The sequence below is a fragment of the Microbulbifer donghaiensis genome (assembly GCF_900129095.1).
Taxonomy (GTDB): Bacteria; Pseudomonadota; Gammaproteobacteria; order Pseudomonadales; family Cellvibrionaceae; genus Microbulbifer; species Microbulbifer donghaiensis.
In genome coordinates this window covers 1-22,489 of sequence record NZ_FQVA01000005.1, presented here as the reverse complement: position 1 = coordinate 22,489, position 22,489 = coordinate 1, and the positions used below count along the sequence as shown (strand labels likewise).

Genomic DNA, 22,489 nt, shown 5'->3' with positions numbered 1-22,489 from the left:
CGCGGCCTCTATTCCCGCAGCATGCACTGTGCCAGCTCGCGTATTCCGCATTCATCATTCTGCATTCGTTATTAATACTTGATGCCAAGCATGCGGTAAATAAACCCGATCACCCAGGCGGGCCCGATCAGCAGGAACTGCAGGTCCTTGAAAAACGAGGGTTTCTTGCCTTCGATATGGTGGCCGACGAACTGCAGGATCCACATCAGCACAAACAGCGCCAGCGCCGTCTGCCACACGGAGATGCCCAGGCGCTCGACCACGGACCATCCCCACAGGCACACCACGCTGATCGCCGCCATGCCCAGGGCCAGCGGGAATGACATCGCCAGGTAAAACAGCAGCGTCGGCGCCAGGGCCACAACCGCCCAGTTCAGCCAGGGGATTTCTGCCATAAACGCCGGCTGCGGGACTGCCCAAAGCAGTCCGACAACCGTCGCGTAGATGACCGGCACGGCAATCCAGTGAATGGCCTTGTTGGTGGGGTTCTGGTGGCTCTCGCCATATTCGGCGAACCACTGTTCGGCGCTGCGCATGGATATCTCCTCATCTTGTTATTGTCTGCGCTAATCATCTTTGACCTGGAAAATCCGATCAATGACTAAACCGGCCAGATCCAGCCGGCGGTTGGCACGGCGCAAGGTCCGGATCAAAGGCAGGGCCGCCTTACCGCCGCACGTAGGCCTCCAGCTGCTGCCGGTAGAGTTCCGCCATCGCCTCGTCGAAGCAGCAGAATACAACCCGCTGCGGCTGACAGTCCCGATCCAGGTGCTGCTGCACCTGCTCCACCGCTATCTCCACCGCCTGCTCGGGCGGATAGTCGTAGACCCCGCAACTGATCGCGGGAAAAGCTATGGAGCGCGCATGTTCACGCCTGGCCAGGGCCAGGCACTGCCGGTAGCAACTGGCCAGCAGCTCGGGCTCGCCGAGGTTGCCACCCCGCCATACGGGCCCCACAGTGTGGTAGATGCGTTTTACGGGAATGGAAAAGGCCGGGGTAGCGCGCACATCACCTACCGGACAGCCGCCGATTTCGCGACAGGCTTCCAACAGGCGGGGCCCCGCTGCGCGGTAAATGGCCCCATCTACACCGCCGCCGCCGAGCAAGTGCCGGTTGGCGGCATTGACGATTACATCGACGTGTAATCGAGTGATATCTCCGAGATAGACTTCGATCACTCAGTATCTCCAACCGCTATTTGAATATTTGCTGCGGATGGAAATCCATTTCTCTTCACAACAGTCGCGCCCGCAGAGCGGACGCGCCCAGTGCGCAGTTATCGGCAGGTGATCCCACTCAATCCATGCCGTAGACGTCAGCCTGCGGGAATCAATCCAGCAATTCGCGATGGCGCGATGCTACGGCTACGGGACATTTCGTCACTGCGCTAACTATCACGATAGCAGCTGCGGAGAGGATGAAGCCCGGCAGGAGTTCGTAAACATCGAAAATCCCACCGGAAAGCTGTTTCCAGATGACTACCGTCAGGCCGCCGGCAATCACGCCGGCGATAGCGCCGGGACCGGTCATGCGCGACCAGTAGAGGCTGATCAGGATCGCCGGGCCAAAGGCAGCACCGAGGCCTGCCCAGGCATAGGCGACAACGTCCAGCACCTTGGATTGCGGATCCATGGCCACCCACACGGCAATCAGTGACAGCGCGACTACGGCCCAGCGCCCGACCTTGACCATTGCCTCGGGGCTGGTCTTGCGACCAAACCAAACATGGTAGATATCCTCGGCCAGCGCGGCGGAACTAACCAGCAGCTGCGAATCGGCAGTACTCATGATCGCCGACAGAATCGCCGCCAGCAGCACGCCGGCCACCAGCGGATGGAACAGCGCCTGTACCAGCTCCATGAAAATGCGTTCGCCATCCGGCAGCGTCTGCTGCAATTCGAGGTGGCCAAACAGCCCGACAGTCATAGCACCCAGGAATCCGCACAGCGACCACACCGCGGCGACTGTCGCGGCCACGGGCACATCGTCGGGACTGCGCACGGCCTTGAACCGCGCCAGGATATGCGGCTGACCGAAATACCCGAGGCCCCAGGCCAGGGAACTGAGGATGGCAACGACTCCCAATGTCTGGCCGGTGTTATCGCTCATCCAGTGTGTCAGCTCCGGCGCCTGGGCCTGCAGCTTGGCCCAGCTGGCCGCCAGCCCGCCCTCATCGGTGATCACCACCAGCGGTACCACCAGCAGGGCAATACTCATCAGCAGGCCCTGGAATACGTCGGTCCAGGAAACCGCCAGAAAGCCGCCAAACAACGTATAGGAAATCACCGCTGCGGCGCCGATCAACACCGCCCAGCGGTAATCCCAGCCAAAGACCGTCTCGAACAGCTTGCCACCCGCGATCAGGCCGGACGCCACGTAGAAGAGAAAAAACAGCAGAATAAAGATCGCGCAGATGGTGCGCAGATAGGGGTGCCCGAGATTGAAGCGGCGGTGCAAATAGGCGGGCACCGTCAGCGCATCGTCCAGCTCGTAGGTGTAGATACGCAGCCGCCGCGCCAGAATGGTCCAGCTCAATACTATGCCGGAGAAGAGGCCGATGGCGATCCAGCCCGACGACAGGCCCGCGACATAGGCGGCACCGGGAAGACCGAGCAACAGCCAACCGCTCATATCCGACGCCCCGGCGGAGAGTGCCGCAACCGCCGGCGGCAGGGAACGGCCACCGAGGAAATAGTCACTGGCGTCCTTGGTACGCCGGTAAGCGTAAACACCGATAACCAGAATCAATGCCAGATAAGCGACGAACGTCAGGGCTACGAGCCATTGTGCGGACATAGAAAATCCTTGTTCTTGTAATAAAGCGACACCCAGCGGGGAGATTCCGAGGCAGAAATTTGCTTATTTTTAATGCAAGATCCGGCTTTAGAATAGGCGCCGCAGCTAATATTTGTGTTTATTGCGCTTAAATCTACTAATTAGGTGGCGCCAGCTCAATCCGCAAACTACATATTGAGAAAACAAGCGGAAAAAAAGACAACACTATGGGTATCTGTCTGGACGAGTTGCGGCTTCTGGTCATCCGTCCGACCCTCAAGCATCTGAGAGCCTGGAGTCAGGGTATGGAAAACCTGCTCCTGGGAACCGCAGCACAGGAATCACAGCTCGGCTTTCACCTCAAACAGGGACGGCGCCATGGACTGGGTATTTATCAGATTCAACCACACACGCACCAGGATATCTGGGACGAGTATCTGATCGACTACCCCGCCCTGGCCTCCAAGGTACGCGGCCTCGCCAGCCAGCGGGACTTCCTCGATCACCCCCACAGCGAGCTGACCACCAATCTGCGCTACGCCACCGCGATCGCCTGGCTGATCTATCGCTCGGCCAGGGTGTACAAGGTCGAAGAAACCGACGTCGCCACCATGGCGCGGCTGTGGCACCAGCACTTTCACCACGGGCCTTCGGCGTCCGCGCGCGACTTCGAGTGCAGCTACGCGCGGCTCGTCAACGGCGCCGACCCTACAGATTCAGCGCCTCGATATAGCGCGGCGGCTCGGCCGCCCCCTCTTCGGAGTCCTCCCCATCTGGAGTCCAAGAGTGCACCTGCCTCTGTATTGAATGTTCGTCCTTAGCGGCGGCCGGTTCGGCGCGGTCCAGCTCCAGGCTCTCGAAATCGTAGAGGTCACGGTCCGCCAGCTGTGACGGCGACACGCGGGTGAGCGCAGCAAAAATATTTTCGCTGCGCCCGGGAAATTTCTTATCCCAGTCACGTAGCATCTGCTTGATGGCCTGGCGCTGCAGGTTTTCCTGACTGCCGCACAGATTGCACGGAATAATCGGGAAGGCCTTGTGCTCGGCATAGCGAGCGATGTCCTCTTCGCGACAGTAAGCCAGCGGGCGAATAACGATGTTGCGGCCGTCGTCCGCGCGCAGTTTCGGCGGCATTGCCTTCAGGCGCCCACCGTAGAACATGTTCAGGAACAGCGTCTCGACGATATCGTCCTTGTGATGGCCCAGCGCCACCTTGGTCGCACCGATTTCCTCGGCGAACCCGTACAGGGTGCCGCGACGCAGCCGCGAGCACAGGCCGCAGGTGGTCTTGCCCTCCGGCACCACTTCCTTCACCACCGAATAGGTGTCCTTCTCGACGATGTGGTGCGGTACGCCCAGAAATTGCAGGTATTCCGGCAGAATGTGTTCCGGAAAGCCCGGCTGCTTCTGGTCCATGTTGACCGCCACCAGCTCGAAGTGCACCGGCGCCGTCTTCTGCAGGTTCAGCAGGATGTCCAGCATCGCATAGGAGTCCTTGCCGCCGGACAGGCACACCATGATCTTGTCGCCCTCTTCGATCATATTGAAATCGGCGATGGCGCGGCCCACATTGCGGCGCAGGCGCTTCTGCAGCTTGTTGAATTCCAGCCGCTCGCGGCGGTTTTCCAGTTCGGACATGGTGTTTCTCTTACTACGGGACTGGAGAACGGAGCCACAGGCCCGTCTCAATCAATATCCAAGGCAATCCTCTGTGGGAGCCAGCCCGGCTGGCGAAACGAAGGCTGCAAGTAGCACCACCCTAATCGCCTGCACGGCAGGCTCCCACATGGCAAATGGGGCCCCAGCAACAGGACCGCCCCAAGATTTCCAGGGCCGCGATTGTACGCATTTCGATCACGGAGTACACGACTGATCGTCCACCCGCTCGTCCAGCAGGACCTGGACGCAGGGCCAGACGTGGTCGAGTAGCGCCGGCTGGGCCTTGGCGGTGGGGTGAATGCCGTCGGTCTGCATGGCGCCGTCCAGCAGTGCGACCGGCTCCAGGAAGAAGGGCACCAGCGGGACCTGCTCCGCCTTCGCCACCTTCGGGTACACCGCCGCGAACGCCTCGGTGTAGGCGCGACCGTAATTCGGGGGCATGCGCATGCCCAGCAGCAGCACCTCCGCGCCCTGTTTTTCCGCCAGCTGCACCATCTGTTGCAGGTTGCTCTGCAGCGACCGCGGCGGATAGCCACGCAGGCCGTCGTTGCCGCCGAGCTCGACAATCAGCCAGCGCGGCCGATGCTCCTGTAACAGTCGTGGCAGGCGCGCTAACCCGCCGGCCGTAGTCTCGCCACTGATACTGGCATTGACGACGTTGACAGGTCTATCCCCCTCTTCCAGACGATCGCGCAACAGTTGCACCCAGCCCTGCGCCTCGTCGATGCCGTAGGCGGCACTGATGCTGTCCCCCAGAACCAGCAGCGTATCGGCCGCGCTCGCCTGCAGCTGCCCCTGCGGGACAGACAGCAGCAGCAACAAGCCGAATCGCGCTAGCAACTGCCGAAAAAAAACGGTCGTCATGTCATACTCTCCACTTCAATTCAGCGCAGTATCAGCAGAGGGAGCGAAGAAGAATGTCCGCCATGCTCAGGGCCGAAAACCTGCACCACCGGGTAGCCACCAGCGAGGGGCCGCTGACCCTATTAAATAATATTTCCCTGCAACTCGCTCGCGGCGAGAGTCTCGCCATCACCGGCGCCTCCGGCTCGGGCAAATCCACCCTGCTCGGCCTGCTCGCCGGCCTCGACAAGCCCACCGAAGGCAGAATCTGGCTCGCCGGCGAGGAAATCACCGCCATGGATGAGGAACAGCGTGCCGCCCTGCGCGCCCGCTGTGTCGGTTTCGTATTCCAGACCTTCCAGCTGTTGCCGGGACTCACCGCCCTGGAAAATGTCATGCTGCCGAGCGAACTGCGCGGCGAACGCACCGCTGCCAAACGCGCCGAAGAATTCCTCGCCCGCGTCGGCCTCGAACACCGCCTGCACCACTATCCGCGCCAGCTGTCCGGCGGCGAACAGCAGCGGGTTGCGATCGCCCGTGCATTCGCCAGTTTTTCCGGCGGCGACGGCATACTCTTCGCCGACGAGCCCACCGGCAGCCTCGACGCCGGCAATGGCGACAAGATTATCGACCTGCTGTTCAAACTCAATGCCGAATCCAACACCACCCTGGTGCTGGTCACCCACGAGCAGCGCCTGGCCGAGCGCTGTGGGGCCCATCTCCGCATGGATGCTGGCGCAATCGCCACTGCCGACACGCTGGGCGACAATGACAACCTCTCCGAGGTGTCCGTCTGATGCTGCCGCTCAAACTGCTGTTTCGGGACTGGCGCGGCGGCGAGCTGGCCCTGATCGCCACGGCGCTGGTGCTGGCGGTAACCTGCGTCACCGCGATCGCACACTTCACCGATCGCCTGAGCCGCGCCATGGAACAGCAGTCGCTGACCTTCCTCGCCGCCGAGCGGGTGTTGCGCAGCAGCCAGCCTGTGGATGACAGCTGGCTGGAAGAGGCGCGCAAACGGGGGCTACAACAGGCAGAGGCGGTCACTTTCGCCTCGATGGTAGCGGCGGGGGACCAGTTCCAGTTTGCCGCGGTCAAGGCCGTGAGCGACGGCTATCCACTGCTCGGCACCCTGGAGATGCGCAGCGCCGCGGGGGCGCCAAGCCGACACGTGCAGCAGGGGCCACCTCCCGGGGAGGCCTGGGTTGAACCGCGCCTGCTGCCGCTGCTGGAACTGCAGCTCGGCGACAACCTGGAACTCGGCGACACCTCATTGAAAGTCACGGGCCTGCTGGACCGCGAACCGGATCGCAGCACCAGCCTGTTCGATATGGGCGCACGGCTACTGGTGCACGTGGATGACCTGCCCGCCGCCGGCGTCATCCAGCCCGGCAGCCGCGTGCAATACCGCTACCTGTTCGCCGGTGACGACCGCGCACTGGAGCAGTACTTAAAATGGCTGCAACCACAGCTGACCGAACACCAGCGCGTGATCGACCTGCACGAAGGGCAGCCGCGCGTAGCCTCGGCCCTGGATCGCGCCGAGCGTTTCCTGTTCCTAGCCGCCAGTCTCGCGGTGCTCCTGGCCAGCGTCGCCGTCGGACTGGCCGCCCGTCGCTATGGACTGCGCCACACGGCCTATGTCGCCGTGATGAAGAGCCTCGGCGCCGGCCGCAGCAAGGTGCTGGCCATTTACCTCGGCCAACTGACCGCCTTGACGCTGATGGCAACAATACTGGGCCTGCTGCTCGGCAGCGTGATCCAGTCCCAGGCGGTCAATCTGATGGCCGATTTCTTCCCGGTGGAGCCGCCGCCCAGCCGCGGCAGCCCCCTGCTGGTCGGCCTCGCCACCGGCTTCGCCTGTGCGCTGGGCTTTGCCCTGCCGCCGCTGTTCCGCCTCGCACGCACGGACCCGATGCAGACACTGCGGCGCGACTGGAGCAACCCCGACCGGCGCGAGTGGCTCGGGCTGGTGCTGGGGCCAACCAGCATGCTGCTGCTGATCTGGTGGCTGTCCGGCAGCCTCGCGATTACCGCGGCGCTGTTCGCCGGCATGGCCCTGCTGGTCGGCGGCAGCGCCCTGGTCAACCAGCTGCTGGTGCGCGGCCGGCTGTCGTCTCTCGGTGGCGCCTGGCGTATTGCGCTCGGCAGCCTGCAGCGCCGCGCCGCCTTCAACACACTGCTGATCGCCGCCTTCGGCACCGGACTACTGGCCATGCTGGCCCTGGTATTCGCGCGCACGGCCCTGATCGACGAGTGGCGCATGCAGCTGCCCGAGCAAGCGCCCAATCACTTCCTGTTCAATATCGCCCCGCACGAAGTAACACCGCTGCAGACGATACTCGCGGACAAGGACCTCACCAGTACCGAGTTCTACCCGATGGTGCGCGGACGCCTGACCGCCATCAATGGCATACCGGCCAAGGAATACAAGCAAGACCAGCGCAACGGAGAACCCAATGCCCTGCGCCGCGAACTCAACCTGAGCTGGACCGACAACCTGGCACCGGACAACCGTATCCTCGATGGTGAATGGTGGGACAAAACCGATAAGGGAGTGTCGGTGGAAGTCGAACTGGCCGCGCGCCTGAATCTAGCGCTCGGCGACATGCTGCGCTTCTCCATCGGCGGCCTGGAAGTCGAAGCCCCGGTCGCCAGCTTCCGCTCGCTGGACTGGAACAGCATGCGCCCGAATTTCTACATGATATTCGCCCCGGGCACGCTGGAAGGCTTCCCCGCGACCTATATCACCAGCTTCTACCTGCCGCCGGAGCAGAAACTGCTCGTCAATGATCTCGTGCGCAATTTTCCCAGTGTCAGCGTGATCGAGCTGGACAAGATCATCGAGCGCATCCGCGACACCATCGCGCAGGTTTCCCTGGCGATCGAATCGGTGATGGTACTGATGCTGGTGGCCGGCGTGCTGGTGCTGATCGCCGGCGTGCGCGCCAGCATCGCCGAGCGTTTGCAGGAAGCGGCAATTATCCGCACACTGGGCGGCCGCCGCCGGCTGCTGCTGCAGAGCCTGATGCTGGAGTTTGGCTTACTGGGCGTGGCCGCCGGCCTGCTCGCCGCCGCCGGCGCCGAAGCGACGCTCGCCGTGCTGTCACAGCGGGTGTTCGAGCTGCCGTTCGTATTCCATCCGACGCTGTGGCTGGTCGGCCCGCTGGCAGGAGCACTGCTGGTAGGCACTGCCGGCACCCTCGCATGCCGCAGCTCGGTCAGCCAGCCGCCGCTGCAGGTACTGCGGGAACTGGCATAAAAGTTTTTTGAATCGTCATTCCCGCACAGGCGGGAATCCAGAAACCTCCGGGCACCCTGGATTCCGGCCCATGCCGGAATGACGACTGAGCGATGTTTATTTGGCGAATTTATGGATCTGGATTTTGACCGCAACCACATCTGGCACCCCTACTCTTCCCTGATCGATCCGCCGCCGGTTTACCCCGTCGAGCGTGCCGAGGGCGTGCGCATTTTCCTGGAAGATGGCCGCGGCCTGATCGACGGCATGTCCTCCTGGTGGAGCGCACTGCACGGCTACAACGTGCCCGAGCTGAACGCTGCCATGCGTGGGCAAATAGAAAAAATGTCGCATGTGATGTTCGGCGGCCTCACCCATGAGCCGGCCATCGCGCTGTGCAAGAAGCTGGTGGAGATCACGCCGGCGCCGCTACGGCGGGTATTTCTCGCCGACTCCGGTTCGGTATCGGTGGAAGTTGCCATCAAAATGGCGCTGCAGTACTGGCAGTCCCAGGGGCGCGGCGAAAAATGCAAACTGCTGGCGCTGCGCAACGGTTACCACGGCGACACCTTCGGTGCCATGGCCACCTGCGACCCGGTCACCGGCATGCACCACATTTTTGCCGGCCAGCTGACCCAGCACTTCTTCGCTCCGGCGCCGCAAGTGAAATTCGGCCAGGCCTGTGCCGAAGAAGACATCGCCGAGCTGCGTCAACTGATCGAACAGCATCACACCCAGCTGGCAGCCGTGATTCTGGAACCGATCGTGCAGGGCGCCGGCGGCATGCGTTTCTATTCTGCGGAGTATTTGCGCCGGGTGCGCGAACTCTGCGATGAGCACGGGCTGCTGTTGATCGCCGACGAGATTGCCACCGGATTTGGCCGCAGCGGCAAGCTGTTTGCCTGTGAGCACGCCGGAATCTGCCCCGATATTCTCACGCTCGGCAAGGCACTCACCGGCGGCACCATGACCATGGCCGCCGCGCTGTGTACCGACAGGGTCGCCGAGGATATCTGCCGCGGAGAGGCCGGAGTCTTCATGCACGGCCCGACCTTTATGGGTAACCCATTGGCTTGCGCCGTTTCCAATGCGAGTATCGATCTGTTGCTGAGCGGCCCCTGGCAGCAGAGGGTGGCATCGATCGAGAAGCATATGCAGCGGGCGCTGGCACCGCTGAAAGACACCGCTGCGGTGGCCGATGTGCGCGCGCTCGGCGCCATCGGTGTGGTGGAGATGCACGAGCCGGTCAAGATGATGCAGGTACAGGAAGCGCTGATCGAACGCGGCGTCTGGCTGCGCCCGTTCGGCAAGCTGGTATATACCATGCCGCCCTATGTGATTTCCGAAGACGACCTGGGCCAGCTCACCACCGCGATGGTCGACGTGCTCGGCAATCTGTAACAACCCGTAGGATGGGCAAAGCGCAGCGTGCCCATCAACTGGCGCAAGATGGGCACGCTGCGCTTTGCCCATCCTACAAGTTCATTTTCCGGAAATTTCTCGTGCAACCGCTGCTAACCGTCACCGACCTGGAATGCCGCTACGGCAACAAGGTCATTCTCGAATCTGTATCTTTCGCCCTGAACGAGGGCGAGATCGCCTGCCTGCTCGGTCCCAGCGGCTGCGGCAAGACGACACTGCTGCACGCGATTGCCGGCTTCCAGCCCGTGTATCGCGGCAAAATTTCTCTGGCCGGCAACACCATCTCGACGCCCGCGGCCATCACGCCGCCGGAGCAGCGCCGCATCGGCGTGGTATTCCAGGACTACGCCCTCTTCCCGCACCTGACACTGGAGCAGAATATCGCCTTCGGTTTGAAATCGCTGGCACGGGCGGAGCGGGAGTCCCGCGTGCGCGAACTGCTGCAACTGGTGCGCCTGGAAAATTTTGCCCGCCAGTATCCGCACCAACTTTCCGGCGGCCAGCAGCAGCGCGTCGCTCTGGCCCGCGCACTGGCACCGCGGCCGCGCCTGCTGCTGATGGATGAACCCTTTTCCAACCTGGATACGGAGCTGCGCCGCAGCCTGGCATCGGAAGTACGGCATATCCTCCGCGAGGAAGGCACGGCCGCAGTCATCGTGACGCACGACCGCAGCGAGGCTTTTGTCGCCGGCGACAAGCTGGGAGTCCTGAGCGGCGGATTGTTGCAACAGTGGGACGCGCCGGAAAACATTTACCGCCAGCCAAATAATGCAGCAGTCGCGCGGATAGTCGGCGACGGTGCTCTGCTGGAGGGGAAATTGCTGCAGCCAAACCTGATCGAAACGGCTCTCGGCAAAGTGCACTTGCCCACAGCGATCGAAACGTCCGGGCAGAAACTAGAGGTATTTGTGCGCAGCGAGGATATAGTCCCTGGCGAGCACAGCGAGGCCGTTACCGCACAGGTAATTGCCCGTGATTTTCTCGGCAGTAATACGCTGTACAAATTTCGCCTCCCCGATGGCCGTGTTATCGAGGCAGCGCTGGGAGCTGAGTACCAGTTTTTGCCGGGAAGCGAAGTGCCCTTGCGGATCGCCGCACCCGTCGTTTTCACAGTGTAAGTTCGGCGTTTATCACTCGTCGTTCCGGCGCAAGCCGGACCGCGCAGGCATGGATGCCGTAGCGAGTATTCGCGAAGCGAATGGTCCGAAGGGCATGGTGCAGGAGCGCCATCTAATCCAGATGCCATTGAACTGGATACCGGCCTGCGCCGGTATGACGACATTTACGAGGGTTTAACGCTAACAGAGTATCTACAGCGCCGGCGCTTCGGATTCCATCAGCTCTGTCTGCCCTTCGCCGCTGCGCCGTCCCATCGAGCGGCTCAGCAGGATCACCGGTAACAAGCCCACCAGCACGATCATCAGTGCCCCCAGTGCCGAGCGCTCCAGCATTTCGTCGGACGCAAACTGGTAGATGTACGTTGCCAGGGTGTCGAAGCCGAAAGGCCGCAGCAGCAAGGTGGCCGGCAGCTCTTTCATGCAATCGACAAATACCACCAGCGCGCCACTGAGCAGTCCCGCGCGCACCAGTGGCAGGTGTACGGCCCACAGCGTCTGCCAGCTGTTGCGTCCCAGGGAACGGGAGGCGCGGTCCATGGACGGCGTGACTTTCTCGAGGCTCGTCTCGATCGCGCCGGCGGAGACCGCGAGGAAACGCGCGGTATAGGCAAATACGATGGCAAACACACTGCCACTCAGCAACAAGCCCATGGAAATATCGAACTGCGCCCGCAACCAGGCATCCAGCGCATTGTCGAAGGCCGCCAGCGGGATCAGGACCCCGATTGCCATCACCGCACCGGGCATCGCATAACCCAGCTTGGCGAAACCCACCAGGGATATGACCAGTCGCGTCGGAAAGAGCCGCTTGCCGTAGGCGAGCAGCAAGCCCAGCAACGCCGTTGCCAGCGCTGCCGCTGTTGACAGCAACAGGCTGTTGAGCGCGATGGTGAAAAAGTCATCGGTCCAGTAGTTCGCAAAGTTACCCAGCGCGTAGCCACCCAGCACCAATAGCGGCACCCCGAAGCCGCACAGCAACAGCAGCCCGCAGAAGGTACAGGCCAGGGCAGCGCGCCAGCCGCGCAGCCGATAACTATCGCGACTCTGCGACGGCGACTGCACAAAATGTCTCTGCCGCGCGCGCCCCATGCGCTCCAGTGCGATCAGCAGCACGACAAACACCAGTGTGCTACAGGCGATTTGCGCGGCACCGCCGAGGTTGCCGCGGCTCAGCCAGGTATCGTAGATACCCACGCTCAGGGTGCGCACGGCGAAGAAATCCACGGTGCCGAAATCGTTCAGCGTCTCCATCAGAACCAGAGACAATCCCACCGCAATTGCCGGGCGCGCCATCGGCAAGGAAACGCGCACAAAGCTCTGCCAGGGGGTACAACCGAGGGAGCGACTGGCAGCGCGGATGCTGCCGCACTGCTCGATAAAGGCCGCGCGCGCGAGCATATACACGTAGGGGTAAAGCACCAGCGACAACATCGCGATGGCGCCGCCCATACTCCGAATATCCGGAAACCAGTAGTCCCGCGATGTCTGCCAACCGAACCATTCGCGCAACAGTTTCTGCACCGGCCCGGCATACTCCAGCAGGTCCGTATAGACATATGCGATGACGTAGGCCGGCACCGCAAACGGCAGCAACAGCGCCCATTCGAACAAACGCCGCCCGGGGAAGCGACACATGGTCACCAACCAGGCACTGCCGACGCCCGCCACCAATGTAAACACTCCCACACCCAGGGCCAGAGTCAGCGTCGCGGCAATATAGTGAAACAGCACCGTGTCCAGCAGGTGCGGCCAGATGTTCTCCTCGGGAAAGAGCGCCAGCCAGAAGATGGACAGCACCGGCAGAGCCACCAGCAATGCGATGGTGCTAACGGTCAGTATCCAGCGCAGGCCGGAAGAACGCGGTTGAGATGGAGAAAAAAAAGGAGTCATAAAATCGAAAACGCGGCCCGCACCGTCAGGTGGGGCCGCGATACTGTGGCCCTTCACTGGGCCGCCATGATAGCCGGGCTAGCCCGGCTATTGCACCAGGCCGCTTGATATTCCACTTAAATCTTTGATTGCACGAAATATTTCGGGGTTTTCACCCAGGTACAAAATGTCACCCGCCACCGCTGGCCGCGCCCTCGCTTGATCTCTGCACGCTCAATACATTTTTGCGGCTAATACGTGCAATAAGCATGCATATACGCCGCCAAAATGTACTGAACGCGCAGATCTCGACGCGATCATCGCAGCCCCTGGTGCAATATCCGGGCTAGAAGTCGAAGCCCACCTCATCCACCAGCCGCGAAGCCGCGGGCACGTGGGAGCCGATTTCGGTCAGGCTCAGATCGTCTTCCTTGAACTCGCCCATGTACTGGTTGATGAGCTCGGAGCGCGGTGTGCCGGGGCGCACCGGGAATTCAAAATTCTTTTCCGCGTAGAGATACTGGGCCTCCGGGCCACTGAGGAACTCCAGCAGCTTGATGGCATTGTCGCGGTTCGGAGCGTGCCTGGTCAGTGCCGCACCGGAAATAAACATATGGGTACCGCGATCCTGCTGGTTCGGGAACACCAGATTGACGGACTTGGCCCACTCGATCTGCTCCGGCTGCTCGGTATTGGTAATCATATTGCCGAAGTAGTAGCTGTTGCCCAGGGACAGATCGCATACGCCTTCACTGATCGCCTTCACCTGTGCGCGGTCGTTACCCTGGGGCTTGCGCGCCAGGTTGGCCTTGACACCCTCGAGCCATTGCTTGGTTTCCGCCTCGCCATGGTGGGCGATCATGGATGCGAACAGCGACAGGTTGTACGGGTGTTTGCCGCTGCGGGTACAGATGCGCCCTTTCCATTTCGGATCGGCCAGTTCCTCGTAGCGCGTGATCTCGCCGGGTTTGACCCGGTCTTTGGAGGCGTAAATCAGGCGTGCGCGGGTGGTGAGGCCAAACCAGTTGCCCGCCTCGTCGCGAAACTGCGCGGGGATATTTTTTTCCAGCACGTCGCTCTGCACCGGCTGGGTCAGGTCCTTGGCCAGCAGATCCATCAGGCTGCTGGTGTTGGAGGTGAGCACCAGGTCCGCCGGGCTGTTGCGCCCTTCGCGCTGCAGGCGCTCATTGAGGCCCTTGCTGGCGAATACCACTTTGGTTTCGATACCGGTTGCTTCGGTAAACTTGTCGAGAACAGGCTCGATCAGAAACGGCTGGCGATAGGAATAGATATTCACCTGCTCGGCCGCAATGGTTGCCGAAGCAGCGAAAAGCCCGGTAACTGCCAGTGTTGTGCGGAAAAGAGATCGTATGTCCATCAATGCCCCTTGCGCTTATGATTAATTTGAGAAGCATTCTCATTTGCTTGCCCAACAAAGTCAACTGAAGCCCGGTCCGTTCCGCAGCGGGCAGAGTCGCCAAACTCAACCTATGCTTAGGGCACACTGGCAACTTGTGGAGGCAGCATGTACCGCTTCCTACCCCTGATAGTGTTGGCACTTGCTCTTAACGGCTGTGGCCGCCAGAGCGATACCCACGACCCGACCGAAATTGAACGTACACCGCCCGGCGAGACCGCCACCGAAGCGATGGAGGAGCCGATCACGCCACCATCGGGCGACACTGAACCGACTATGCCGGAAGAGTCCACCGCAGCGCCGCCAGATAGCAGCAGCGCAACCATCGAGATCTGTACCCCCGAATGGTTTGCCTGGGTCCACGACCAGATACAGGCCAGGCCCGATGGCGACCTGGCTGAACTCTACCCGTCCGGCCTCCCGGAGGTGGGCAGTCAGGAGTGGTTCCTCGCCGTTGACAAACTCACCGGTGGTGATGGCGCGCACGGCCCGGATGGCGGCAGCGCCGAATGGTGCAGCATGATGCAGCGGCGCCTCGGCACGCCCGCGCAGCAGTGATCCGTTGGGAAACTCGGAGGAAGCCGTCATGCCCCCGATCAAGCGACTGCTACTGGCCGCCATCGCCGTTTCGGCGCTGCAGCCGGCCCTGGCCGACGAGAAGCCACCGCCCGGCGCCATGGCGCTGTCTACGGTGCTGACCAAGCTCGAGCAACTGGGCTATACGCCTATCATCGCAGTGACGCTGGAAAACGGCCACTGGGAGGTGGAAGCCTACAAGGGCTCGGAAAAGCGCGAACTAGAGGTGAACCCCAACACCGCCGAAATCCTCACCGACGAGCCCGACGACGACTGAAACAACAGCCACTGCCGGCCGCGGGGCTGCGGCCTTGGGCCGGCGTGTGCGCACAGACTTTTCCTGTGTGCGCCGTAAACTGGCCGACTATCGCGTACAATCTGCGCTGAACGTATGCGGAGTCCATTTCCATGCTGCCCATGGTTCGCGCCAGTGCGCTGTCGGGATACAAGCGGCTGTTACAGAGTTACGGGGTCGACGCCGACCAGCTGCTCGCGCGCCTGTCGCTGCCGGCCGATTACCTGGACAGACCGGACCTGATGATCCCGCTGGAAACCAAGGTCGAGCTGCTGGAGCTGGGCGCCCGGTACAGCGGCTGCGAACACTTCGGGCTGCAACTGGCGCAGCAGCAGAATATTTCCATGCTCGGCGCGCTCGGACTGCTGGTGCAGCAGTGCCCGACACTGCGCGATGCGCTCAACACCATTACCACGTCCATCGGCCAGACGGTACAGGGGCTGGATGCCTGGCTCGAGGAGCGGGGCGAGCTCGCTTACCTGCGCGCCACCTACCGGCTCGAGGGCCCCCTGGCCAAGTCGCGCCCACACAACGACAATACTTTGGTTGCCGCCTACAACATCATCTGCTTCCTGCTCAACGAAAAAATGCCGCTGCGCTCGGTGTATCTGTGCGGCCCGGAACCGGTATCCATCGCACGCTACAACGCGATCCTGCACGCCCCGATCGTATTCGACAGCGACTACAACGGCCTGGTGTTCGAGCGCAGCTATCTCGACCGGCCGGTGGTCGGCGCCAACCCGGAGATGCGCGGGCTGATCGACAGTTTCCTGAAGAAAAAGCAGCTGGACGACTTTCAGGAGCAGCTGCTGTGGATCATCACCAATCTCCTGCCGCGCGGCCCGGTGGCACTGGAAGCGGTGGCCGAGAATATCCACATGGCACCGCGCACCCTGCAGGCGCGACTGAGCCAACAGGGCACCAGCTTCCAGCAGCTGCTCGACCGCGCCCGGGTGGAACAGGTGTGCACCTACATGCTCGACGGCGAGCTGAGCCTGACGGAGATCGCCGAACTGGTGGGCTACAGCCAGCTGAGCGCCCTGACCCGCAGCTTCAAGCGCATCATGGGGGCCAGCCCCGCTGCCTGGCGCAGGCAAATGGCTGCAGAACAGACGGCCCCTGCGCGATCTGTCAAATAGCCGACGCGATCGGTCAACTGCGCGCGCGCCGATTCCGGTAATCTCGATACCCGATAACAACAGATTCCATCCGGTGACGCCATGACCACAGAGACACTGACCCGCCACGAGGTCGACAAGACACTGCTGCAAGACCGGTTCGAGCGGCAACGCCAGGCCTATCTCGCCGACCCGGTCCCCACCTATCGCCAGCGGGTCGAGGATCTCAAAACCCTCGCGCGCATGCTGCGCGAACACCAGCACGAGCTGGTGCAGGCAGTCAGTGCCGACTACGGCAATCGCTCCCGCCACGAGACGCTGTTCTGCGAGTTCTACCCGGTACTCGACGGTATCAAGGACACCATCAAGCGGCTGAAGAAATGGATGAAGCCACAGCGCCGCCATATCGACTTTACCGCCTTCCCCACGTCATCCAATCGCGTGATCCCGCAGCCGCTCGGCGTGGTCGGCGTGATTGTGCCGTGGAACTTTCCCGTCAACCTGACCTTTGCACCGCTCACCAGCATATTCGCCGCGGGCAACCGCGCGATGGTGAAGATGTCCACCAATTCCAACCGGCTGGCCGAAATGCTGCAAAAGATCAGCGGCGACTACTTCCCGCAGGACAAGCTGAGCTTCATCGCCGACAGCGGCGGTACCGGCCCGGTGTTTTCCAGCCTGAAGTTCGATCACCTGATCTTTACCGGCTCCACCGCCACCGGCCGTGCGGTGATGCGCGCCGCCGCCGACAACCTGACCCCGGTCACCCTGGAGCTGGGTGGCAAGTCGCCGGCCATAGTCGCGCCGGACTTCCCTATCGATACCGCTGCCGAGCGGGTGATGTTCTGGAAGCTGATGAACGCGGGGCAGATCTGCACCACCGTGGACTACCTGTTCCTGCCCCAGGAGCGGGTCGACAGTTTTGTCGAAAAGGCCCGGCAGCTGGTGCAGAAACGCTATCCGGAGCTGCAGGGCGACGACTACACCTCGGTCATCGACGACAGGTCCTACCAGCGCCTGTGGGCAACCCTGGATGACGCGCGGGCGAAGGGCGCCACCGTGATCGATCTGTCCGATGGTCAGGGCAGTCGCGACGACCCGCTGCGCAAGTTCCCGCCGCACATCCTGCTCAATGTCAGCGAAGACATGGAGGTCATGCAGCGGGAGATCTTCGGCCCACTGCTGCCGATCAGGACCTATTCCAGCCGCGAAGAGGTGGTGGACTACATCAACGCACACGACCGCCCGCTGGCCATTTACCCCTTTACTAATGACAAATCACTGCGCGATTTCTATATCGAGCGGGCCATCTCCGGTGGGGTTTCCGTCAACAACTGCGTGCTGCACGTCGGCCAGCACGATATCCCGTTTGGCGGTGTGGGCGAGAGCGGCATGGGCCATTACCACGGCTACGAAGGGTTTATCACGTTTTCAAAACTGCGCCCGGTGTTCTACCAGGGCCCCCTGGATCCCCTCAAGCTGCTGATGCCGCCCTACGGCAAGACCGCCAACAGAATCATGGACCTGATGTTGCGTATGACTCGCTAACCGGCTCCCAGCCGCAGGCCCGGCCATTCGCCGGGCCTTTTTGTTTGGCAATAACAGTTTTTTATTCGTAAATCGAATCGAGGCCGCACTTGTGGCTTCTGGCGCCCGACATTACCAATAGGGTTTCCGGGTGGCCAGGAGCCATGCATGAGTTTTTTTGCGACGGTACTGCTCGTCAACGCACTCACCTTCCCGATACCGGCTGACCTGAATGCCAACACTCCGGCCCCGATCTACGACAGCCCCGACCTGTACGGCGATGAACCTTCGGTGATCGCACTGGATCTGCCGGCGATCCGCGGCAAACTGCACAGCCTGGGCTTCCGCCCGATTACCGAGGTGAGATTTATCGGCGGCCGCTGGAAGATCAAGGCCAGATACGGTGGCAAGAAACGCGCACTGGAAGTGGATCCAGACAGCGGCCTGATTATTTCAGACCGGCCGGACCGGAGCTGAGGCTCAGAAAGCCCCGTATTGTTGGCCGATCAGTGCCAACAACCGGCTGAACGCCTGATTCGACGCCATGGTCGAGGACTCTTCCATGGTGTGGTAGCCGGTGGTCGGAATCTGCAGCGTCGTGCCCTGCACAAAACCGTTGGACGCCGCGGCTATGCGGCCCATCTCGGTACTGCCGAGGGACTGGGGCTCAATGCCCTGGGCCAGTGCCAGGCGATTCTGCTCTTCGATATAGGCATCCTTGTAGCCGAAGCTGATATCCTGCTGCCGGCACAGCGCTTCCAGCATTGCCGTCGTCTCCGGATGAAAGGCGGCGTTGACATCGCGCCTGCGCAGCACGACTTCCTGTCGATCAGCCGTCGCCCGGTCCGGATAAGGGCTGGTATCCACCACCACCAGTTTGTCAGTGCCGCCGTTGAAACGGCGGAACCACTCGAGCAGGTAACGCCAGCTGCTGCCCGCCTCCTCCTGCGCGGTAAAGAATGCCGTGCCCTCGAAGCCGAGCGCGAACAGATGAACAAGGTGTGCGGCGGTCAGTACATTATCCAGCTGCGCACTGAGGATGCCGCCCCTGATGCTGAGGTGATCCGTAAAGGCGACCGGTGTCCCCGCCACCAGGTGCTCGAGCCCCTCCACCTCGAAAATCAGGTTGTTGCGGTACTCACAGACGTAGGTGCGCTTGATCACGCCAGAACCAAAATAGGAGCCGGACCAGGGCTCGTAGGCGGTGACCGGCACCGCCTGGAAGCGGTCGACGATTTTCCGCATCAGCTTTTCCGACACGGAATTGCCCAGCAGGTCGGAGCGGTTGCCGGCGACAAAGGCCGCGTACTGGAACTCGTTCGGCCCGGTACAGACAAGGCCGTGCCGGTCGATATGCGCGGAAAACATCGCCGTTCCCGGCTTGGAACCCTGCGCGACCAGCAGCCCCTCATACCAGTTCACCCTGGCTCCCCGCTCCTCCAGCTCGCGCTGCAGCACCCGGAAAAAAGAGTGTTCGGCCCCGACTACGCTGGGGCTGCGGATAAGAACTTTTAACAGATCGACAAACTCATCCGTCTTCTGCATGGGTGCCGGGTCTCCGAAATCGACAGGCCAGAGTGACAATGCGCGCAGTATATCTCCGATATAGGGCCGCCAGCGATAGGGCAAAATACCGCAACGCCGGCCGGCAGAAACAGCGATGAGAAAGATACCCCCGGGTGACCTCCCCGCTTAACAGGGGACTGTGACAAGGGAGGGTATTCGGGATGCAGGAGTGAACACGAGCCCGGCCCGGGGGACTGCAGATGATGAGAACTAATCAGAGGCGGCGTAGTCCGCCATGCCCTGGAAATCGACCACGACCACCGGCTCATCTCCTACCACCCAGGCATCGTGACCCGACGGAAGCAGAGAGACATCTCCAGCCTTACACTCCAACTCGGTGCCATCATCCATAATGACCTTCAAGACCCCCGAAATATGGTACTGAAAGTGCGGCGCCTCGCAGCTATCGGTGCCGGCGATTGGCTGCACCGACTCGGACCAGCGCCAGCCGGGTTCGAAGATGGCGCGCCCCACGACACCGCCACCAATTTTCACCAGCTCAACGCGCCCTTTGGGAAATTCCCGCACCTCGTCCGGTTCGGCAAAGCTCTTCAGCTCAGTTCCATCCATGTTCCAGTCCCATGAGTCTCTACAGACGACAAAGTGGCCGCCGCCCGGACGGCCGCAGCAATGAGCCCCACGTCAACTGCAGCGCAGAGATCAACAACTACAAAAGAGTAATATCTATAGCAGCTGTCACTGGGGATCGCCTTTCGGCAAGGGCCTGGATGTCAGCGAAATCTACCGCGCCGACAACACCAATTAAGCCAGAGCAGGACCCTATATGACCTCCGCTCCTCTTTCTTCCAGCAAGCGCCGCAACACGCTGCGATGGCATCGCCCCTCCTCCTCACAATAACAACCCACTGAGAAGTTCACGCTACCCGACAGGGCCGCCAGAACATCCAACAAATGGTTGTTGTCCGGCTTTCCCATTTCCTGTTGGAACTGGCGCATCGCCTTCTCAAACTCGACGGGACTGGCAGCCATCTGCGCCAGTTTCATTACTTCCGGGCTAGGCGACAGCTGTGGCAGCCAGACATCATAGTAATTACGTGTCGCAAATTCACTCTTCGGCACCCCTCGTGGAGGCCGGCGCACGGTACCGATTCGGAGCCCCTCATCGCGATGGCGTGCGGTGCCCAATCGAACAATATGAACAGCCATACAAAATCGATCCCAGCAAGATGACGGCAATACAAAATAATATTTGCTTACAATCTAGCACTGATTAACAGCCCGAACCTCTTGCCCCGGTCGAGCCAACTCGTGATAGAAATCATCAAGATAAACTGGGAGCTCGCTCTCCAGTATGTCTGGAGGAATCAACAAATCCGGGACCGGAACCCACTTGCCGTCGCCACCCCGGAAAGCTCGCCATCTATCGCCCTCCCGTCTAATTTCAACTGTGAAACGACCATACACATCAAATTTTAGCGTTTTCATTAGTCAAGACCTGAGAACAGCAAAAGAACCTAAAACAGAAAAACAAAAGGAGTTCTTGTTTTTATGGATATAGAGAATCAAGGCACCGACAGCAGCCCAAATTACCCACAGATCTGAAACGGCAACTACCAGGCAAACAACCTCACTGTACAAACTAACAGGATTCATTGCCTAAGTATTTTCTCCAACGCTTTACCCTTTGCAAGCTCATCAATGAGCTTGTCTAAATAGCGAATTTTCTGCATAAGGGGATCTTCAACCTCTTCTACTCGAACCCCACACACTACGCCTTTAATAAGCGAAGCATTTGGATTAATGGCCGGCGCTTGAGAAAAAAATGTCTCAAAGTCATTTTCTTGATCCAACTGCTTCTGCAGACCCTCCTTGTCATATCCAGTTAACCAGAAAATAATCTGATCGACTTCTTCTTTTATTCTGTTCTTGCGTTCTGCCTTTTGAATATATAGTGGATAAACCTTCGCAAAGGCCATTGAATAGATTTTGTGCTTAGGCATTGTGATTCCTCCTACAATCGACGCTCGAACTTTTTCCCTTAAAAGACCACCACCCACAACAAGGGCGACCAATATAATGCACGTTTTGTGCAAAAGTGGGAGAGTGGCGACTTGCGCAACACTCGCACAAGGCAAGACGCCCCGCAGAGGAGCGAAGGGCCGGAGTCTCGCCGCCTGTGGCTGCGAGGTATTTTAAGAGCCAATGCCCTCAGCGTGCTGTTTACCTGAATCACAGATTTCTTCCCAATTAGCTTTTGAAGCAACCCATATGTGGTGGGCCACTTTTAAGCTTTCAAAGCCGCTGATCAACGTGCCAACCGGAACATATATACTTGAAGAATCGTTCTCAGCAGGCAATGTGGAGCCACAAGTAGAACAAAAATTTGTATGCCAATCATGTCCGGGCATTGCCCAGTACTTGATATCCTCCTCCCCCTTGAGCCACTTAAACTTTTCCTTGGGCGCAACTGCTACTGCAATTCCCCCGCTTCCTGTTGATCGGCGACAAAGTGAGCAATGGCAGATATAAACATCTGAAAGTTCTTGCTTGATTTCGTAGGTGACTTTTCCACAGCTACACTCGCCTTTTACCATGCAGATATCTCCATGAATTTCCTGGCTCCCACAGCAGAGACGAAAGAAGTGGCGCATAGGTAACCCCGCGCCTGCCTCCGGGGCCTGAAGCAAATTATCTATACTTGTTAAGCAACCTTCTCACTTCCAGATCGAGTTTTAAAGGATAAGCTCAGGCGCACCAATATCTTGGCATTAGCGCTCTCTTGTTTAGAGTAATAGACACCATCCAGGTTATTGAAGTGCTTCTCAGAAAGTCGATTGAACTGGCGCCGCCAGTTATAGATTTTCTGAGCACTGACACCCAGCTCTCGAGCGACTGAGGCAGTAGTATCGCCGGGCTTCTCTGCACTCTTTACTGCCTCTCCACGAAACTCTTCCGGATACGCCTGAGTTCTTTTCTTACCCATGGAACACCTCCGTGTTAGGCCGAAACCTAACTATACAGGGTGTCTACTATTCGTGAGTAAGTCTTGCACATAACGAGCCTGTAGAAAAATAGATCCTCAACACGGATCGGCAACGGCT

The 22,489-nt window shown here is 60.4% G+C and carries 24 protein-coding genes; 9 read left to right on the top strand and 15 right to left on the bottom strand.

Annotation, left to right across the window (positions count from 1 at the left end):
• Positions 1 to 71: 71 nt before the first annotated feature.
• The 6 genes from BUC36_RS15090 to BUC36_RS15065 form a co-directional block, all read right to left on the bottom strand.
• Entirely contained in the window at positions 72 to 536 is a 465-nt protein-coding gene (locus BUC36_RS15090; protein ID WP_073276686.1) for an Mpo1 family 2-hydroxy fatty acid dioxygenase, read from the bottom strand.
• 130 nt (positions 537 to 666) lie between these two features.
• Positions 667 to 1,179, bottom strand: coding sequence for an O-acetyl-ADP-ribose deacetylase (locus BUC36_RS15085; RefSeq protein WP_073276684.1), 513 nt, complete (start codon positions 1,177 to 1,179; stop codon positions 667 to 669).
• Between the two features lie 151 nt (positions 1,180 to 1,330).
• The gene (gene putP, locus BUC36_RS15080; protein WP_073276682.1) at positions 1,331 to 2,797 is read right to left on the bottom strand and encodes a sodium/proline symporter PutP; all 1,467 of its coding nucleotides are present in this window, start codon (positions 2,795 to 2,797) and stop codon (positions 1,331 to 1,333) included.
• A 320-nt stretch (positions 2,798 to 3,117) separates the two neighbouring features.
• Positions 3,118 to 3,405 carry a hypothetical protein gene (locus BUC36_RS19260; protein ID WP_234995020.1) on the bottom strand — a complete coding sequence of 96 codons (288 nt, stop codon included), beginning with the start codon at positions 3,403 to 3,405 and terminating at the stop codon, positions 3,118 to 3,120.
• 79 nt (positions 3,406 to 3,484) lie between these two features.
• A complete protein-coding gene (ttcA, locus tag BUC36_RS15070; RefSeq protein WP_073276678.1) occupies positions 3,485 to 4,414 on the bottom strand; it encodes a tRNA 2-thiocytidine(32) synthetase TtcA in 930 nt (309 codons plus the stop codon).
• A gap of 216 nt (positions 4,415 to 4,630) precedes the next feature.
• The gene (locus BUC36_RS15065; protein WP_084536132.1) at positions 4,631 to 5,299 is read right to left on the bottom strand and encodes an arylesterase; all 669 of its coding nucleotides are present in this window, start codon (positions 5,297 to 5,299) and stop codon (positions 4,631 to 4,633) included.
• 53 nt (positions 5,300 to 5,352) lie between these two features.
• Between BUC36_RS15065 and BUC36_RS15060 the strand changes: the two genes are divergently transcribed.
• From BUC36_RS15060 to BUC36_RS15045, 4 genes are all read left to right on the top strand, one after another.
• Complete coding sequence (locus tag BUC36_RS15060) at positions 5,353 to 6,075, top strand: ABC transporter ATP-binding protein (protein ID WP_073276676.1); 723 nt, start codon at positions 5,353 to 5,355, stop codon at positions 6,073 to 6,075.
• Positions 6,075 to 8,540, top strand: a complete 2,466-nt coding sequence (locus BUC36_RS15055) for an ABC transporter permease (RefSeq protein WP_084536130.1) — start codon at positions 6,075 to 6,077, stop codon at positions 8,538 to 8,540. Before BUC36_RS15060 ends, BUC36_RS15055 begins: the two co-directional genes overlap by 1 nt.
• 111 nt (positions 8,541 to 8,651) lie before the next feature.
• Positions 8,652 to 9,920 (top strand): adenosylmethionine--8-amino-7-oxononanoate transaminase, encoded by a 1,269-nt coding sequence (gene bioA / locus BUC36_RS15050; RefSeq protein WP_073276674.1) that lies wholly within the window; start codon positions 8,652 to 8,654, stop codon positions 9,918 to 9,920.
• 101 nt (positions 9,921 to 10,021) lie between these two features.
• Complete coding sequence (locus BUC36_RS15045; protein WP_234995019.1) at positions 10,022 to 11,059, top strand: ABC transporter ATP-binding protein; 1,038 nt, start codon at positions 10,022 to 10,024, stop codon at positions 11,057 to 11,059.
• Positions 11,060 to 11,251: 192 nt separating this feature from the next.
• Here the strand turns inward: BUC36_RS15045 and BUC36_RS15040 are convergent, their stop codons facing one another.
• The gene (locus BUC36_RS15040; protein ID WP_073276909.1) at positions 11,252 to 12,949 is read right to left on the bottom strand and encodes an ABC transporter permease; all 1,698 of its coding nucleotides are present in this window, start codon (positions 12,947 to 12,949) and stop codon (positions 11,252 to 11,254) included.
• 325 nt (positions 12,950 to 13,274) lie between these two features.
• Positions 13,275 to 14,306: a Fe(3+) ABC transporter substrate-binding protein gene (locus BUC36_RS15035; RefSeq protein ID WP_073276671.1), complete on the bottom strand. Its 1,032-nt coding sequence runs from the start codon at positions 14,304 to 14,306 to the stop codon at positions 13,275 to 13,277.
• Positions 14,307 to 14,453: 147 nt separating this feature from the next.
• Here BUC36_RS15035 and BUC36_RS15030 point away from each other — a divergent pair, with 147 nt between their 5' ends.
• From BUC36_RS15030 to BUC36_RS15010, 5 genes are all read left to right on the top strand, one after another.
• On the top strand, positions 14,454 to 14,903 hold the full coding sequence (locus tag BUC36_RS15030) for a hypothetical protein (RefSeq protein ID WP_073276669.1): 450 nt from the start codon (positions 14,454 to 14,456) through the stop codon (positions 14,901 to 14,903).
• Positions 14,904 to 14,931: 28 nt separating this feature from the next.
• Positions 14,932 to 15,198 (top strand): PepSY domain-containing protein, encoded by a 267-nt coding sequence (locus BUC36_RS15025; protein WP_073276667.1) that lies wholly within the window; start codon positions 14,932 to 14,934, stop codon positions 15,196 to 15,198.
• Between the two features lie 131 nt (positions 15,199 to 15,329).
• Entirely contained in the window at positions 15,330 to 16,355 is a 1,026-nt protein-coding gene (locus BUC36_RS15020) for an AraC family transcriptional regulator (protein WP_073276665.1), read from the top strand.
• Positions 16,356 to 16,436: 81 nt separating this feature from the next.
• Positions 16,437 to 17,882 (top strand): coniferyl aldehyde dehydrogenase, encoded by a 1,446-nt coding sequence (locus BUC36_RS15015; RefSeq protein WP_073276663.1) that lies wholly within the window; start codon positions 16,437 to 16,439, stop codon positions 17,880 to 17,882.
• A 147-nt stretch (positions 17,883 to 18,029) separates the two neighbouring features.
• Complete coding sequence (locus BUC36_RS15010) at positions 18,030 to 18,338, top strand: hypothetical protein (protein WP_084536126.1); 309 nt, start codon at positions 18,030 to 18,032, stop codon at positions 18,336 to 18,338.
• A gap of 3 nt (positions 18,339 to 18,341) precedes the next feature.
• Here BUC36_RS15010 and BUC36_RS15005 read toward each other — a convergent pair whose 3' ends face one another.
• The 7 genes from BUC36_RS15005 to BUC36_RS14975 all read right to left on the bottom strand — a co-directional run bounded on the left by BUC36_RS15005 (position 18,342) and on the right by BUC36_RS14975 (position 22,371).
• Positions 18,342 to 19,406, bottom strand: coding sequence for a peptidase M42 (locus BUC36_RS15005; protein ID WP_073276905.1), 1,065 nt, complete (start codon positions 19,404 to 19,406; stop codon positions 18,342 to 18,344).
• A 231-nt stretch (positions 19,407 to 19,637) separates the two neighbouring features.
• On the bottom strand, positions 19,638 to 19,997 hold the full coding sequence (locus BUC36_RS15000; protein ID WP_073276661.1) for a cupin domain-containing protein: 360 nt from the start codon (positions 19,995 to 19,997) through the stop codon (positions 19,638 to 19,640).
• Between the two features lie 210 nt (positions 19,998 to 20,207).
• Complete coding sequence (locus BUC36_RS14995; protein WP_073276659.1) at positions 20,208 to 20,594, bottom strand: DUF488 domain-containing protein; 387 nt, start codon at positions 20,592 to 20,594, stop codon at positions 20,208 to 20,210.
• A 54-nt stretch (positions 20,595 to 20,648) separates the two neighbouring features.
• Positions 20,649 to 20,873, bottom strand: a complete 225-nt coding sequence (locus BUC36_RS19415; protein WP_073276657.1) for a DUF7661 family protein — start codon at positions 20,871 to 20,873, stop codon at positions 20,649 to 20,651.
• Between the two features lie 164 nt (positions 20,874 to 21,037).
• On the bottom strand, positions 21,038 to 21,388 hold the full coding sequence (locus tag BUC36_RS14985; RefSeq protein WP_073276655.1) for a DUF2200 domain-containing protein: 351 nt from the start codon (positions 21,386 to 21,388) through the stop codon (positions 21,038 to 21,040).
• Positions 21,389 to 21,580: 192 nt separating this feature from the next.
• Complete coding sequence (locus BUC36_RS14980; RefSeq protein ID WP_073276653.1) at positions 21,581 to 21,982, bottom strand: GFA family protein; 402 nt, start codon at positions 21,980 to 21,982, stop codon at positions 21,581 to 21,583.
• Positions 21,983 to 22,089: 107 nt separating this feature from the next.
• Complete coding sequence (locus tag BUC36_RS14975) at positions 22,090 to 22,371, bottom strand: transposase (protein ID WP_073276651.1); 282 nt, start codon at positions 22,369 to 22,371, stop codon at positions 22,090 to 22,092.
• Positions 22,372 to 22,489: the final 118 nt, after the last annotated feature.

Coding starts and splice junctions, on each gene's coding strand:
- BUC36_RS15010 (WP_084536126.1), top strand. CDS start 18,030: ATGAGTTTTTTTGCGACGGTACTGCTCGTCAACGCACTCACCTTCCCG.
- BUC36_RS15025 (WP_073276667.1), top strand. CDS start 14,932: ATGCCCCCGATCAAGCGACTGCTACTGGCCGCCATCGCCGTTTCGGCG.
- BUC36_RS15060 (WP_073276676.1), top strand. CDS start 5,353: ATGTCCGCCATGCTCAGGGCCGAAAACCTGCACCACCGGGTAGCCACC.
- BUC36_RS15005 (WP_073276905.1), bottom strand. CDS start 19,406: ATGCAGAAGACGGATGAGTTTGTCGATCTGTTAAAAGTTCTTATCCGC.
- BUC36_RS14985 (WP_073276655.1), bottom strand. CDS start 21,388: ATGCCTAAGCACAAAATCTATTCAATGGCCTTTGCGAAGGTTTATCCA.
- BUC36_RS15030 (WP_073276669.1), top strand. CDS start 14,454: ATGTACCGCTTCCTACCCCTGATAGTGTTGGCACTTGCTCTTAACGGC.
- BUC36_RS14995 (WP_073276659.1), bottom strand. CDS start 20,594: ATGGCTGTTCATATTGTTCGATTGGGCACCGCACGCCATCGCGATGAG.
- BUC36_RS15020 (WP_073276665.1), top strand. CDS start 15,330: ATGCTGCCCATGGTTCGCGCCAGTGCGCTGTCGGGATACAAGCGGCTG.
- BUC36_RS15040 (WP_073276909.1), bottom strand. CDS start 12,949: ATGACTCCTTTTTTTTCTCCATCTCAACCGCGTTCTTCCGGCCTGCGC.
- BUC36_RS15055 (WP_084536130.1), top strand. CDS start 6,075: ATGCTGCCGCTCAAACTGCTGTTTCGGGACTGGCGCGGCGGCGAGCTG.
- BUC36_RS15035 (WP_073276671.1), bottom strand. CDS start 14,306: ATGGACATACGATCTCTTTTCCGCACAACACTGGCAGTTACCGGGCTT.
- ttcA (WP_073276678.1), bottom strand. CDS start 4,414: ATGTCCGAACTGGAAAACCGCCGCGAGCGGCTGGAATTCAACAAGCTG.
- BUC36_RS15015 (WP_073276663.1), top strand. CDS start 16,437: ATGACCACAGAGACACTGACCCGCCACGAGGTCGACAAGACACTGCTG.
- BUC36_RS14975 (WP_073276651.1), bottom strand. CDS start 22,371: ATGGGTAAGAAAAGAACTCAGGCGTATCCGGAAGAGTTTCGTGGAGAG.
- BUC36_RS19415 (WP_073276657.1), bottom strand. CDS start 20,873: ATGAAAACGCTAAAATTTGATGTGTATGGTCGTTTCACAGTTGAAATT.
- BUC36_RS15065 (WP_084536132.1), bottom strand. CDS start 5,299: ATGACGACCGTTTTTTTTCGGCAGTTGCTAGCGCGATTCGGCTTGTTG.
- BUC36_RS15000 (WP_073276661.1), bottom strand. CDS start 19,997: ATGGATGGAACTGAGCTGAAGAGCTTTGCCGAACCGGACGAGGTGCGG.
- BUC36_RS14980 (WP_073276653.1), bottom strand. CDS start 21,982: ATGGTAAAAGGCGAGTGTAGCTGTGGAAAAGTCACCTACGAAATCAAG.
- BUC36_RS15090 (WP_073276686.1), bottom strand. CDS start 536: ATGCGCAGCGCCGAACAGTGGTTCGCCGAATATGGCGAGAGCCACCAG.
- bioA (WP_073276674.1), top strand. CDS start 8,652: ATGGATCTGGATTTTGACCGCAACCACATCTGGCACCCCTACTCTTCC.
- putP (WP_073276682.1), bottom strand. CDS start 2,797: ATGTCCGCACAATGGCTCGTAGCCCTGACGTTCGTCGCTTATCTGGCA.